The organism is Streptomyces soli (assembly GCF_003999195.1).
Taxonomy (GTDB): Bacteria; Actinomycetota; Actinomycetes; order Streptomycetales; family Streptomycetaceae; genus Actinacidiphila; species Actinacidiphila soli.
In genome coordinates, this window is the sequence record NZ_RJVR01000211.1 from 1 (window position 1) to 13,171 (window position 13,171).

General features: G+C 72.1%; 15 protein-coding genes and 6 tRNA genes. 11 read left to right on the plus strand and 10 right to left on the minus strand.

Features of this window, described 5'->3' with window-relative positions; genetic code table 11:
• Positions 1–885 (minus strand): serine/threonine-protein kinase (locus EFK10_RS20100; protein ID WP_164836073.1); only part of this gene is annotated, 885 nt, incomplete at its 3' end.
• Positions 886–1,085: 200 nt separating this feature from the next.
• Here EFK10_RS20100 and EFK10_RS20105 point away from each other — a divergent pair.
• The 4 genes from EFK10_RS20105 (at position 1,086) to EFK10_RS20120 (ending at position 3,342) form a co-directional block, all read left to right on the plus strand.
• Complete coding sequence (locus tag EFK10_RS20105; RefSeq protein WP_127357060.1) at positions 1,086–1,328, plus strand: hypothetical protein; 243 nt, start codon at positions 1,086–1,088, stop codon at positions 1,326–1,328.
• 228 nt (positions 1,329–1,556) lie between these two features.
• Positions 1,557–1,760, plus strand: a complete 204-nt coding sequence (locus tag EFK10_RS20110; protein ID WP_127357061.1) for a hypothetical protein — start codon at positions 1,557–1,559, stop codon at positions 1,758–1,760.
• Between the two features lie 302 nt (positions 1,761–2,062).
• Positions 2,063–2,974 (plus strand): aminoglycoside phosphotransferase family protein, encoded by a 912-nt coding sequence (locus tag EFK10_RS20115; protein ID WP_127357062.1) that lies wholly within the window; start codon positions 2,063–2,065, stop codon positions 2,972–2,974.
• Positions 2,975–3,036: 62 nt separating this feature from the next.
• Entirely contained in the window at positions 3,037–3,342 is a 306-nt protein-coding gene (locus tag EFK10_RS20120; RefSeq protein ID WP_127357063.1) for a TFIIB-type zinc ribbon-containing protein, read from the plus strand.
• Positions 3,343–3,395: 53 nt separating this feature from the next.
• Here the strand turns inward: EFK10_RS20120 and EFK10_RS20125 are convergent.
• From EFK10_RS20125 to EFK10_RS20145, 5 genes are all read right to left on the minus strand, one after another.
• Positions 3,396–3,470 (minus strand) — tRNA-Val (locus EFK10_RS20125).
• 20 nt (positions 3,471–3,490) lie between these two features.
• A tRNA-Val gene (locus EFK10_RS20130) sits at positions 3,491–3,562 on the minus strand.
• 22 nt (positions 3,563–3,584) lie between these two features.
• A tRNA-Val gene (locus tag EFK10_RS20135) sits at positions 3,585–3,656 on the minus strand.
• A gap of 4 nt (positions 3,657–3,660) precedes the next feature.
• A tRNA-Cys gene (locus EFK10_RS20140) sits at positions 3,661–3,731 on the minus strand.
• Positions 3,732–3,764: 33 nt separating this feature from the next.
• Positions 3,765–3,837, minus strand: a tRNA-Gly gene (locus tag EFK10_RS20145).
• A 176-nt stretch (positions 3,838–4,013) separates the two neighbouring features.
• Here EFK10_RS20145 and EFK10_RS20150 point away from each other — a divergent pair.
• From EFK10_RS20150 to EFK10_RS20160, 3 genes are read left to right on the plus strand one after another with little or no spacing between them, the layout of a single operon-like run.
• Complete coding sequence (locus EFK10_RS20150) at positions 4,014–5,060, plus strand: chorismate-binding protein (protein ID WP_127357064.1); 1,047 nt, start codon at positions 4,014–4,016, stop codon at positions 5,058–5,060.
• Between the two features lie 56 nt (positions 5,061–5,116).
• Positions 5,117–5,881, plus strand: coding sequence for an aminotransferase class IV (locus tag EFK10_RS20155; protein ID WP_127357070.1), 765 nt, complete (start codon positions 5,117–5,119; stop codon positions 5,879–5,881).
• Positions 5,878–6,699 (plus strand): GNAT family N-acetyltransferase, encoded by an 822-nt coding sequence (locus EFK10_RS20160; RefSeq protein ID WP_127357065.1) that lies wholly within the window; start codon positions 5,878–5,880, stop codon positions 6,697–6,699. Before EFK10_RS20155 ends, EFK10_RS20160 begins: the two co-directional genes overlap by 4 nt.
• Positions 6,700–6,949: 250 nt before the next feature.
• On the opposite strand, the gene EFK10_RS20165 is transcribed toward EFK10_RS20160, so the two are convergent.
• Positions 6,950–7,453 (minus strand): DsbA family protein, encoded by a 504-nt coding sequence (locus EFK10_RS20165; RefSeq protein WP_127357066.1) that lies wholly within the window; start codon positions 7,451–7,453, stop codon positions 6,950–6,952.
• Positions 7,454–7,554: 101 nt separating this feature from the next.
• On the opposite strand from EFK10_RS20165, the gene EFK10_RS20170 reads away from it, so the two are divergent.
• The gene (locus EFK10_RS20170) at positions 7,555–7,974 is read left to right on the plus strand and encodes a hypothetical protein (RefSeq protein WP_127357067.1); all 420 of its coding nucleotides are present in this window, start codon (positions 7,555–7,557) and stop codon (positions 7,972–7,974) included.
• Positions 7,975–8,193: 219 nt separating this feature from the next.
• Complete coding sequence (locus tag EFK10_RS47580) at positions 8,194–8,331, plus strand: hypothetical protein (RefSeq protein WP_164836074.1); 138 nt, start codon at positions 8,194–8,196, stop codon at positions 8,329–8,331.
• A gap of 14 nt (positions 8,332–8,345) precedes the next feature.
• Here the strand turns inward: EFK10_RS47580 and EFK10_RS20175 are convergent, their stop codons facing one another.
• Entirely contained in the window at positions 8,346–8,906 is a 561-nt protein-coding gene (locus EFK10_RS20175) for a CGNR zinc finger domain-containing protein (RefSeq protein WP_127357068.1), read from the minus strand.
• Between the two features lie 161 nt (positions 8,907–9,067).
• A complete protein-coding gene (locus tag EFK10_RS20180) occupies positions 9,068–9,481 on the minus strand; it encodes an SsgA family sporulation/cell division regulator (protein WP_003959770.1) in 414 nt (137 codons plus the stop codon).
• A gap of 190 nt (positions 9,482–9,671) precedes the next feature.
• Between EFK10_RS20180 and EFK10_RS20185 the strand changes: the two genes are divergently transcribed.
• Both EFK10_RS20185 and EFK10_RS20190 read left to right on the plus strand, forming a co-directional pair.
• Entirely contained in the window at positions 9,672–10,097 is a 426-nt protein-coding gene (locus tag EFK10_RS20185) for a TIGR02611 family protein (protein WP_127357069.1), read from the plus strand.
• A gap of 54 nt (positions 10,098–10,151) precedes the next feature.
• A tRNA-Val gene (locus EFK10_RS20190) sits at positions 10,152–10,223 on the plus strand.
• 732 nt (positions 10,224–10,955) lie between these two features.
• Here the strand turns inward: EFK10_RS20190 and EFK10_RS47585 are convergent.
• Positions 10,956–13,169 carry an SCO7613 C-terminal domain-containing membrane protein gene (locus EFK10_RS47585; RefSeq protein ID WP_240677342.1) on the minus strand — a complete coding sequence of 738 codons (2,214 nt, stop codon included), beginning with the start codon at positions 13,167–13,169 and terminating at the stop codon, positions 10,956–10,958.
• Positions 13,170–13,171 lie beyond the last annotated feature (2 nt).

Sequence of the window (13,171 nt, forward strand, 5' to 3'; positions counted from 1 at the left end):
CTGGGCGCGCGCCCCGGTCGGCCGCTCCGGCCCCCGCGGAGCGCCCGCGCCCAGCCCCCGGGCCTCGCGCGCCGCGATCTCCGCCAGCCGCTCCGAGAGTTGGACCGTACTGGGCCGGTCCTTGGGATCCTTCCCGAGGCAGGCGTAGACGAGCGGCGCCAGCGAGTCCGGCACCCCGCCCAGATCCGGCTCCTCGTGCACAACCCGATAGAGCATCACCTCGGAACTGCCCTGCCCGAAGGGCGAGTCCGCCGTCGCCGCGTACGCCAGCGTCGCGCCGAAGGCGAACACATCCGTCGCCGGGGTGACCGCTGCGCCCCGCACCTGCTCGGGTGCCAGGAAGCCCGGCGAGCCGACCGCGGTACCGACATGTGTCAGCGTGCTCGCGCCCGTCGACCAGGCGATGCCGAAGTCGATGATCCGGGGCCCCTTCGGGGACAGCAGGATGTTCGACGGTTTCAGATCCCGGTGTACGACGCCCGCCTCATGGACCGCGACCAGACCCTCCGCCAGCGCGGCGCCGATGGAGGCGACTTCGGCCGCGCTCAGGATCCCCTCCTGCGCGACCTTGTCGTGCAGCGAGGGCCCGGGGACGTACTGCGTGGCGAACCACGGCCGGTCCGCGTCCAGATCGGCCGCCACCAGCCGCGCCGTACAGCCGCCGCGGATCCGCCGCGCCGCCGACACCTCACGGGCGAAACGCGAGCGGAACTCCTGATCCTCCGCCAGCTCCGGCCGGATCACCTTCAGGGCAACCCGCTGGCCGCGCTTGTCCGCGCCGAGGTAGACCACGCCCATGCCGCCGGCGCCCAGCCGCCTGTGCAGCCGGAAGGAGCCGACGACACGCGGATCCTCGCGCCGGAGCCGCATCATCGTCATGTCCATCCCCGCTGCCTGCCTGGCCAGTTCTGACGTCCACAGCTTACGGACTGACCGCGCGGTGTGCTGATAGGCCGCGCATGCGCCGGACGGAGGATTGTCAGTGCCGGGTGAGATCCTGGAGATATGGGAAACGGTCCGTCGGACGCCGCGCAAGGGCCGCCTTCCCACCATCAACGGCCCGTCACGCAAGGGGGATTGACGCCGTGAAAGGTGATCGTGTGGAGATAGTGGTGGACGCCGGGGACACCACCCGGACCTATGAGGTGATCGCCACCCGAGCCGGTCGCCGGGTCGAGACGGCGGTCCGTCGCGGGGTGGTGGAAGTGAGCGAGGTCACCCGCAGCGGCTCCGTGGTGCGCACCGCCCGCTTCATGGCCACCCGGGTGCTGGCCCTGGTCGAGCAGCCGGTGCCGAGGGACCAGGCCGACGAGGAAGGCGCGGCATGATCAGGGTCGAGCCCTGACCCCCCCAGGGGCCGGCGCCCGCCGTCTCCACCCAGGGGAGTATTCGGAACCTCCCGGAGTCATCCTCCGGGAGGCCAGTCAATCGATACGAGGGCATGACGACCGGCGTCGCCCGCGTCCCTAATGTTGAGGTCAAGCGGCGGGCGGAGCACTCGTCCCCCGAGGCGTAACGCCCGCCGCCCCACCACAGACCAACCCCAGGAGAGGGCCATGGCGAACACGGTGAGCCATACGGCACGGCCGACTCGCGGCAGCAGGATCGCCGCCATCGGTATACGCCCGTCCGGCACCCGGCATCCGCTGGTGGCGGTAGCGATGGTGCTGCCGCTCGCGGTGCTCCTCGTCGTGGCCTTCGGGGGCTGGCAGGCAGTGGTCACTCAAGCGTCGTCCGTGGCCGGTCTTATGGGGCGCTGACAGATCGCCCCTTGCCCGGAAGAGCGGTCCGGGTGTGGGGGTCCCCCCAGCCTTCGGCCGGGGGGACCCCCACCCAGCCGAAGGCTGGGGGAGACACCGGTGTCGAAACCCCGTGGGGACGGGGGTCCGGCGGACGGCTCAGTGCCCGGGCGTCCAGCAATGGGTGCCCGGGCATTTTTCTTTGAGGCTCGGGTTGCCGGTTCGGTGCCGTCTTCGACAGCGGCCGTTCCGCTTCGGCTCACCGCCGACCCGGAACCGCGGATCCCTGGCCGAGCGTCGACCGTAGGGTGGGGGACGCGGAAATGAGGAGGGGCGTGGCCGGAGCACCGACACTGACCGACGCTCTGCGGGCTCGGGCAATAGCTGCCGGGTCCGGGGCAGTTCACGACACTGCCGTCCTCGCCGAGCGCAGCGACGGTACCGTCGTCCGCGGCGGGGGAGTCGTACTCAAGGCGCATGCCGCTGACTCCGACCGCGAAGCGCTCGCGCAGCGGGTGGCGGTGGCGGCTCACTCGTCCCTGGCCGGAGTCCTGCTGCCGCCGTTGCCGTACGTATCGGTGCTGCACGGCCGACCGGTGACCGCATGGCCCTACGGAGAGCCGGTGCGGCGGAACACCGAACCCGAGGCCGCGCCTTGGGAGGAGGCCGCCGTGCTGCTGGCCCGGCTGCACTCGACGCCGCCCCCGCACGCCCTGCCGCCGATGCGCGGCCCGGCGAAGGCGGCGCGGGCGGTGGCAAGGATGCGGGCCGCGAGGCCGGACGCGGCGGTGCTGGATGCCTGGGCGGGGCTGCCGGCGTGGGCTCGCGACGAGGCCCCGTCGCCGTCGCACCGTCAGGCGTTGTGCCACGGGGATCTTCATCTGGGCCAACTCGTGCGGCACCCGCCGCCCGACGGGCCCTGGCGGTTGATCGATGTGGACGACCTCGGGATGGGCAACCCTGCCTGGGACCTGGCCCGGCCGGCGATGTGGTTCGCGGCCGGTGTGCTGGCCCCGGGGGTCTGGTGTCGCTTTCTGGGGGCGTACCGGGCCGCCGGGGGCCCCGCCGTGCCGGGGCAGGGCGACCCGTGGCCGTATCTCGACGTGCCCGCCCGGGCGTTGGCCGTACAGACGGCGGCGACAGCCGTCGCGAAGTCCGTGGCGGAGGGCCGCGTACTCGATGAAATGGAACAAGCCGTGCACGACGCCTGCCGCCGCATGGCGCAAGTATCGTGAACCAAGCCTCGCCGGACGGACGTTCCGGCGGTGACCAGCAAGCGCGAGGAGTTGAGCCGACGATGCTCTGTCCCAAGTGTCATGGCCCGATGCAGACGTACAACCGCAACGGCGTCCAGATCGAGCAGTGCGGCAACTGCCGGGGAATCTTCCTGGACTACGGCGAGCTGGAGGCACTGACCCGTATCGAGGCGCAGTACTCCGCCCAGCCCGCCCCGCCGCCGCAGGCCTACCCGGCCCCGGCCCCGCAGCCCTACCCCCAGCAGCACGCGCCCTCCTGGGGCGCCCCGCAGCACGGCGGACACGGCGGCGGTCACTACGGCCACCACAAGCACCGCAGCCTGGGCCACATGCTCTTCTCGTCCTGAAGCCGTCCTGAACGACGAATCCCCGGGTCAGCCAGAGCTGACCCGGGGATTGGTGGTGGACGATACTGGGATTGAACCAGTGACCTCTTCCGTGTCAGGGAAGCGCTCTCCCGCTGAGCTAATCGTCCTGGTGCTGCGGGGTGTCGCGTGCGCGATACTGGGATTGAACCAGTGACCTCTTCCGTGTCAGGGAAGCGCTCTCCCGCTGAGCTAATCGCGCGAGAGGACCCGCGAGGGTCCAGTGGACGATACTGGGATTGAACCAGTGACCTCTTCCGTGTCAGGGAAGCGCTCTCCCGCTGAGCTAATCGTCCGTAGAGGTGGAGACGGGATTTGAACCCGTGTAGACGGCTTTGCAGGCCGTTGCCTCGCCTCTCGGCCACTCCACCAACGCAGGGGCTCGGGAAGAATCCCCCACTCCGAGCGGACGACCAGGTTCGAACTGGCGACCTCAACCTTGGCAAGGTTGCGCTCTACCAACTGAGCTACGTCCGCAGGTGCCGGTGCTCCGGGGCGCTTCCGCGTCCCGGCGACGTGTTGAACTCTAGCGGATTCCCCCGCCGCCTCCAAAACGTGTTTCCGCAGCGTGCCGGGCAGGTGACCAGGCCATCTCCTCGGCCGCCCCGGTTCTAGACTCGCAGAGGACCCTCCCGACCGACCCAGGAACCCCCGTGCCCGAGCTCGCCCCCATGGCCAGGTTCGGCGGCCTTGTCGCCTCCGACCTGCGCGATGTCACCACGGACCCCACCGCTCTCGACTCCTCGGGCTTCTGGGCGGTGGCCGCCGATTTCGAGGGGCAGACGGTCTGCGCGCGCTTCCTGGACGTACGTCCGGACCCGGCGCCCCCCGCCGGGAAGTGGCACGGACCCGCCCCCGCCGACTGGGTCTCCTCGCTCGACCGGGACGCCTACACCGCGGGGGTGCGCCGCATCCGCGCGTACATAGCGGCCGGCGAGGTCTACCAGGCCAACCTCTGCCGCGTGCTGTCCGCGCCCATTGCGCCCGACGCCGATGTGGACGCGCTGACCGCGCTGCTGGCGAGCGGCAACCCGGCCCCGTACGCAGGAACGATCCGGTTGCCCGCGCACGGCGTCGAGATAGCCACCGCCTCGCCCGAACTCTTCCTGCGCCGCCGGGGCTCCGCCGTCGAGTCCGGCCCGATCAAGGGCACCGGCCGCACCGAGGCGGATCTGCTGCCCAAGGACCACGCCGAGAACGTGATGATCGTCGACCTGGTCCGCAACGACCTCGGCCGGGTCTGCGCCACCGGCACCGTCACCGTCCCCGAGCTGTGCGTGGTCGAGAAGCACCCCGGCCTGGTGCACCTCGTCTCCACCGTGCGCGGCGAACTGCGCGACGGGGCAGGCTGGGCCGAGCTGTTCGCGGCGACCTTCCCGCCCGGCTCGGTCACCGGCGCGCCCAAGTCCAGCGCCCTGCGCATCATCGGAGAGCTCGAGACCGCCCCGCGCGGCCCCTACTGCGGCGGCATCGGCTGGGTCGATGCCGACCGCGGCACCGGCGAGCTGGCGGTCGGCATCCGTACGTTCTGGATCGACCGTGCGGCTCCGGGCGGCCCTCTGCTGCGCTTCGGCACCGGCGCCGGGATCACCTGGGGTTCGGACCCCGGGCGGGAGTGGGAAGAGACCGAGCTGAAGGCATCCCGGCTGCTGGCGGTAGCGTCGGGGGAGTACGACACGACGAGCGAGGAGACGCTGTGAGTAGCATCTGGGTCGACGGCGGACTGCGGGACGGGGACGCGGCGACCGTGTCTGTCATGGACCACGGACTGACCGTGGGCGACGGCGTCTTCGAGACGCTGAAGGCGGTCAACGGGTCGGCCTTCGCCATGGACCGGCACCTGCGCCGGCTGGCCCGCTCCGCGCAGGGCCTCGGCCTGCCCGAACCCGACCTCGACCAGGTCCGCCGGGCCTGCGAGGCGGTCCTCGCCGACAACCCCATGCCGCTCGGCCGGCTCCGGATCACGTACACCGGCGGCACCTCCCCGCTGGGCTCCGAGCGCGGCGACACCGGCCCGACGCTGGTCGTGGCGCTCGGCACCGCCTCCGTACGGCCCGACACCACCGCCGTCGTCACCGTGCCCTGGACCCGCAACGAGAAGGGCGCCCTGGCCGGGCTCAAGACCACCTCCTACGGCGAGAACGTCGTCGCCCTCGCCCAGGCCCACCGCAACGGCGCCTCCGAGGCGATCTTCGCCAACACCCAGGGCCTGCTCTGCGAAGGCACGGGATCCAACATCTTCGTCGTCATAGGTGGCAAGCTGCTCACCCCGCCGCTCGCCTCCGGCTGCCTGGCCGGCATCACCCGAGAACTGGTCGCCGAGTGGAGCGGCGCCGAGGAGGCCGACCTTCCCTTCGACGCGCTCGACGAGGCCGAGGAGCTCTTCCTGACCTCCACCCTGCGCGATGTGCAGGGCATCCACGCCATCGACGCCCGCCCGGTGGCCGCCGCCCCCGGTCCGGTCACCGCCAAGGCGATGCGGACCTTCGCCGAACGCGCTGCCGCCCACCCGAACCCGTGACCACGACCCTGCGCCCCGCCGAGCCCGAGCAACGCTGGCGCGGCGGGGTCCGCGCCCGCCGCTACACGGTGTGCGTCAACAGCCGCCCGGTCGGCGAGATCACCGTCAGCACGGACTCCCGCTTCGGCTCCGACGTCGGCCGCATCGTCGCCCTCCGCATCGACCCCGCCGACCAGCGGCGCGGCCGCGGCACGGTCGCCGCCCTTGCCGCCGAGGAAGTCCTGCGCGGCTGGGGCTGCCGCCGCGCCGAGGTCAGCATCCCCGCCGACGCGTCCGTCGCCCTCCGCCTCGCCACGACGCTCGGCTACACCGAGCGGAACCGTGGCATGGCCAAGACGCTGCCCGCGCTGCCGCCGGACCTGCCGGCAGGCAGCGCCGTACGACCCATGAACGAGGCGGATTACGCGTCCTGGTACGAGCGCGAGCGCGCCGAGTACATCCAGAGCTGGGTCGACCGGGGCATGGCCCCCGACCGCGCCGTCGCCGTGGCCGACGCCGACTACCTCGCCACCCTCCCCGAGGGCCCGGCCACCCCCCGGACCGCCCTCCGCGTCCTCTCCCACCACGGCACCGACGTCGGCCACCTCTGGCTCCGCCTCCGCGAGCCCGCCTGGGTCTTCCTCATCACCGTCCACCCCGCCCACCGCCGCCACGGCCACGGCCGCACCCTCATGCTCGCCGCCGAACGCGAATGCCTGGCCTCCGCCACCCCCCACCTCGGCCTCAACGTCTTCACCGCCAACACCCCCGCCCTACGGCTCTACGAATCCCTCGGCTACCGCCCGACGAATCACCACCTCTGCAAGCCGCTGCTCTGACCCCAACCCACCCTCCGGGTTGGGGTCAGGCCGTCCGCCTGAGGCGAGCGAAGCGAGATAGGGGCACCTCCGAGCGTCTAGCTGGGAGGTGCCTCCACCCCCGCCCTTCGGGCGGGAGGTGCCCCCATCTCGCTTCGCTCGCCTTGCGGAACGTTCTCCCACCAACCCGGTGGGAAAGGCACCCGGGGTCCGGGGGCGCGCAGCCCCCGGCTAACCCACCCACCCGGGGGTCCAGGGGGCTTGCCCCTGGTCAGCCGGCCAGCAGGCGGTCGGCGATAGCCTCGACGCGCTGCCGGAGTCCCTCCTGGCTCGTGCCGCCGTCGAGCCGTTCGCCGCCGATGACGTACGTGGGCGTGCCGGTGACACCGATCGCTCGCCCCTCCGCCTGGTCGGCGTCGACGACGAGCAGATGCCGGCCGTCGACGAGCGCGGTGTCGACTTCCTCCGCGTCGAGCCCGACCTCCGCCGCGATCTCGACGAGCAGCTTCTCGCCGCGCGCGGCGAGCTCGCCGACCCGGGCGAGCACGGCTTCCGTGTACTCCCAGCCGCGCCCCTGCTCGAAGGCCTCCTCGGCGGCCTGGGCGGCAGCGTAGGCGTGCTTGTGCTTGTCCAGGGGGAAGTGGCGGAGTTGGATCACCAGCGCGTCACCGTACTTGGCCCGGAGGGCACGCAGATCGTCCAGGGCGGCGGCGCAGTCGGGGCACTGCAGCTCGCACCAGTACTCCAGGACGGCCGGGGAGGAAGCATCACTCATGACGGACAGTCTCCCACTCGGGGAGGAGCCGCCCCCGAGATCACCCTGATCCCGGCGCCGGAGCGTGGTCGGCGTGGCGGCGCCGGGTGCACGATGGAGGCATGCTCACTTTGACCGTGTGCGTCGCGCTCTCGGCGGCAGGCCTGGCCATCGCCCTGCTCACCGCGTATCGCCGGCGCTATCTGGCGGCGATACGCACCGCCGCGCTGGCGCTGCTGCCGGTCGGGCTCTACATGACCGGTCTGGTCACCCTGGGCAGCAAGGTCGGGAAGGCGGTCGGCACCTGGGCGGCCGATCTGGTGTTCAATCCCAGCGTGTGGGCGGGCTTCGGCGTGCTGGCCGTCTCGGCGGTGCTCTACGTGGGCGGACGGTTCGCCTCCGGCCGCCGTAAAGGCAAGGAAAAGGCCACACCGGCAGTCGAGGGCAAGGCGTCGGCCCCGGCGCTCCCCGCGAAGGGGAAGGAACCGTCGCTGTCGGACTTCAGCGAGATCGAGGAGATCCTGAAGCGTCGCGGCATCTGAGTTCGAGTCTGGATCCGCGTCCACATTCTGAGAATTTCCCGGGCTGAGTTTGAGATCACTCCTCGGGACGCGTGTGTTGGTCACGCCGCCGCCCCGCCCTGCGACATCATCGCCCTGGCGACCTCAACTGCCGTCCTCTGAGCGGTACTTGGCATGCCCAGGAGCGTACGGTTGTGTGAGTTCGTTCTCCCCGTCGAGCGACCCACGACCTCTAGGGCCATGGAAGCAGAAGTAGAAAACACCGAGCCGCGCGGCTGCCTGTTCGCCCTCTCCCAGCCGCCGCTGATGCTGTTCCTGACCGTGATCGGCGGACTGCTCGGCGCAGGGGCGCTGTACGACCTTCGGCCGTTCTTCTGAGGCCGGAGCCGGGGCTAGAGCGCTTCCGCCTCGCGCCGCCGGGCCCGGTACGCCGCCACATGCAGCCGGTTACCGCAGGTGCGGCTGTCGCAGTAGCGGCGGGAGCGGTTGCGGGACAGGTCGACGAAGGCGCGCCCGCAGTCCGGGGCGTCGCAGCGGCGCAGCCGTTCGCGCTCCCCGGCGACGACCAGGAAGCCCAGGGCCATGCCGCAGTCGGCGGCGAGGTGGTCGGCGAGCGAGGCGCCGGGGGCGAAGTAGTGGACGTGCCAGTCGTAGCCGTCGTGGTCGGTGAGCCGGGGGGTGGTGCCGGCCTCGGCGACGAGTGAGTTGATCAGCGCTGCGGCCTCGGGGGTGCCGGCGGCGGCGAAGACCCGAGCGAAACGGTCCCGTACCTCTCGTACCGCCTTGAGGTCCGGCTCGGCGAGCGGCCCGACCTCGCTGACGTCGTTCCGCTCGACGTAGCTTCGCAGGGCGGCGACATCGGCCAGCCCTTCGCGGCCGTCGTACTCCGGCCCTGTGTTGATCAGATCCACGACGGAGTCGAGGGCGAACTTGGTGTCATGGTTGATGAGCACGGAATCGCTCCCTGGCCGGGTCAGGCGTTGCGTTCCGGCGACTCTAGCGCGAGAGCCGCTGCCCCGGAGCTGTGCTCCGGAACAGCGGCTCTCGCGGTTCCGCTCAGGTCGTGTCCGCGCCGTACCCCCGAGATCAGTACGGCCGCGGACGGCGTGGGGTGTCAGCTCTCCGCGAGGATGTGGGAGAGCTCCGTGTCCAGATCGAAGTGACGGTGCTCGGTGCCCGGTGGCACGGCGGCGTCGGTCCGCTTCAGGAACGACTCCAGAGCCCGCGCCGGGGCCTCCAGCAGGGCCTCCCCCTCCGGGGAGCTGAGGGCGATGCACACGACGCCCTGGCCGTGGCTGCGGGATGGCCAGACTCGGACGTCTCCGGTGCCGGTGGGCCGGTGCAGCCCTTCGGCGAGGAGGTCGCGGGCGAATACCCATTCGACCGTTTCCTCGGCACCGGTGTGGAAGGTGGCGTGCACGGCATACGGATCGGCCGTGTCGTACCGCAAGCCCGCCGGGACGGGCAGTGACGATTCGCTCGACACAACGAGGCGCAGGTGCAGCTCGCAGCTGACCGTGGTGTTCATAAGCGCCAGGGCCTTTCGCTCAGTGTGCGCTCGGGGATTCGCACGTCGGCGAAATCGACATGCCACCAGCGGGGACGTTGTAAACCCCTCTGACTGGTTTGTGAGGCTTCTGGTACCTCGTCCGGCCGAGTTCCTTTATCGCCCGGAAGGCCATTCCGGTGATCGCGATCAGTCGGGTAAGTTGGGCGATATGACTGCGGAGGGTGACGACGACGCGACGAAAACCGACGAGCCCGCCGACGCCACCCGGGGCCTGGGTTCGAGGGCGCCCCGCTTCATCAAGAGATCCCGGGTGCTTCACCTGAGCTGGCAGGTGGTGGTCTTCCTGGTCGGCCTCGCCGTGGTGGCCGGCGGGGTGCTCCTGCTTCCGCTGCCCGGTCCGGGGTGGGTGGTGATCTTCGGCGGCATGGCGATCTGGGCGACGGAGTTCGTCTGGGCCCAGCTCGTCCTGCGCTGGACCAAAAGCAAGGTCACCGAGGCGGCTCACCGGGCGCTCGACCCGCGCGTGCGGCGCCGGAACATCATCCTGACCACGGTCGGCCTGGTGATCATCGGGGTGCTGGTGGGGATCTATCTGGCCCGCTACGGATTCGTCATGCCGTGGCATGCCCACTGAGCCCGCGAGTGGTCCGGCCACTGGCTGAGGTGCGGTAATGTTGTTCCCGCACCGGGGCGATTAGCTCAGCGGGAGAGCACTTCGTTCACACCGAAGGGGTCACTGGTTCGATCCCAGTATCGCCCACCCCGGTCCGAGGGCCCGGAAGCCGAGAGCTTCCGGGCCCTCGGCGTTTCCGCCGCCAGGAGAGCTGACGATCCGTTACTCACCGTAGGGGCCAAGGATCGTGCTGAGCTGATCAGGAAAACGATCACGCGCGTCGAGAAGAACGCTCCGGCATCACCGTCAAGACGGACTTTCAGGAATACGGTGATTTCCGGATGAACTTCAACACCCGGGCCGCCGGGGGAAAAGGACGGACGTCTTCCAGAAATCCGTGGCATTCCTGCGCAACTATGGTGAAAGAATCTTCCGCGGGATCTCAACTCCCAGGTCACGGCCGGGAATCTGAGGCGGCGGCTGGTGGGCGTCCCCCACCCCGCCCCTTCCCGGAACCAGGGGCGCTGCCCCTGGACCCCGACTGGGTGCGTTGCCTGGTGAGGGTCCGTGGGCGGGTGCTCCTCCTGTTACGCGCCTCTCGCACCGCTCGGCCCCAGGAGGCCTCACGGGCTTCGAGCCGCTGCGCCGGACTCCCTCCGCCGTGCGGGGATCCGCCCACGCCCCTGCTGCGCGGGTGGCCGGGGTCGCGTTGCCGCCTGCGTCCTTGGTCGGGTTGTGCCGGCCTCCCCCAGTTGGACGCTGGGTGGGGGTACCCCCGGCCGAAGGCTGGGGGAGGACCCCCACCCAAACGAAGGTTTGGGGGAGAGCCCGGTTTCGGGAAGGGGCGGGGGGGGAGGACCCGCGCGGCGCCGCCGGAAGCTAGCGGAGGCGGCCCAGCAGGTCGCGGACGCGGCGGACATCCCGGAGGCGTTGCTCGTACGTGGCGCCGGTGGCGAGGAGGAGGACGCCGGCGAGGGCGATGGGGAGCCAGCGGGGGAGGGCGCCGACGACTTGGGCGACGAGGGGGGCGAGTTCGTGGAGGGCGTCGAGAGCGAGGGCTGCGCCGCCGAGCAGGAGGGGGGCCTGAAGGCGGTGCCGGGCGCCGAGCAGGGTGACCGCCAGCGCGGCGCAGCCGAGGAGGAGGGGCCGGGGCCAGCCGGGGTCGGACCAGGCGGCGAGGAGGCTCGGGACGAGCGTGGCGGCGAGGCCGGGAGCGTAGGCGGCCCAGGAGGAGGCGGACGCGTCGCGCCGCCGGCGCAGGAGGCCGACCCCGAGAGCCGCGACGCCCACGGGCAGGGCGTAAGCCTCCGGCACCGTGACGTCGGAGGCGGCCAGCCGCACCCAGGAGGCGGCCACCATCAGGACGGCAGCCGCGTACCCGGCGGGCGGCCGCCGGTCGGCGCGCAGGGCGACCGCCGCCGCCAGCACACCGGCCAGGGCGAGCACCAGCGCCAACACCGCCCCGTCACCGGCCGCCAGGGCGAGGGCGATGGCGAGGCCCGTCGCCGCGTACCCGGCGTATTCCAGCGCCGGGGCCCGCAGCGCGAACGCGAGCCCGACAGCCCCCGCCGCGACGCCGAGCACCACCAACGAGGCGCCGTACGCCGGCCAACCCGCCGCCACCGGGGCCGCCCACCCGAGCCCCGCCGCGCAGGCCACCGCAGCGGCCCCGCCGACAGCCCGGACTTCCGGCGCGGTACGGACCACGGCGGTAAGGGCGAATGCCGCCAGTAGGATGCCGAGGACCGCGAAGGTCACCGGCCACGTGGCGAGCCCCCAGGCCACGGCGGTCACCGCGAGCACGGCGGCACAGCCCAAAGACGTCCGGCCGGGCACCAGAAGCAGCACCGCCACCACCGCCACCCGCAGCAGCACGGCCACCGCGAACGGCAGACCGAGCGCCGAGGGCAGCACGGCCGCCGCCACCGCACCCAGCACCAGGGCACCCAAGCGCGCCGGAGGCACCGGGGCCGGTATCCCCGGTAGCGCCGGTATCAGCAGCACCAGCGCGAGCACGACCGGCACCACCACAGCCGAAGCGGGCCCGATCCACTCCCCGGCGACCACCCCGACCGCCAGACCGGGCAGCGCCCACAGCAGCGCCAGCCCATGGACGGCACCCACACCGACACCGAGGCCCCTGGCCACGGCGCGCGGCAGCGCATGGCGTACGTACGCGACGGCGAGCGCCCCCAGCAGCGCGGCCGCGCACAGCAGATAGCCCGGGACCGCCCAGTCCTCGCCCGCCGCCACCCGTACGATCCCGCCGAACGCGGCGACGCCCGCGAGCCCGGCCACCGCCGTCAGCATCGTCACGGCCCACCCCCGCGCCCGGAACGCCCGCAAGCAGGAGGCCAGCGCCACCGCCGCCCCCGCCAACAGCAGAAGCGCCGCCCGGGCCGCGCCGCCGAAGCCACCGGCGTCCACGGAGAGCACGAACGCGACCAGCAGGCCGCCGATCCCCGTGACGGTGCCCACAACCGCCGCCGTCACCCGCAGCGCACGCACCCCAACGACAGCATCCAGCGCCGCCGTTGCCACCAGCGCGGCGCCCACCCCGTACGACGAGCCGTACGCGACCGCCATCGTGGGCAAGGGGAGTTGGGCCAGCAACAGCGCGGCCGGCGCCGGCAGCGCAAGCCGCCGAACCAGCGGCAGCCGCCCGTAAACCGCCCACACCGCACTGACCAGCGCGATCGAGACGGCCGCGTACCGCGGTCCGTCCACTCCCGGCAGAGCCGCGCGCCAGATCGCGTACGCGTCGAGGAGCAGCAGGACGAGGCCGACGCAGGCCACCACCTCACCGGTGGCGTTGAGCGCGCGCCGCACCAGCAGGGCAGGGACGGATACCACCGCGGCGGTCAGCGCACCGAGCACGACGGCCCGGCCACCGATGCCGAGGTGACCCCAGCTGACCACCGTGAACGCGATCGCGGCGACCGCGAGCAGCACCCCGCCCAGCGACAGCAGCAGATTCTGCGCCGCCCGCGGTGAGGCCTCGCGCGTGGCCACCGGCATCGGGACCGGCACCGGCCGCGCCGCCGCCAGCAGCTGCGCCCGCCGCACGAGCAGCCGCCCGCGCTCGGCGTCCAGCC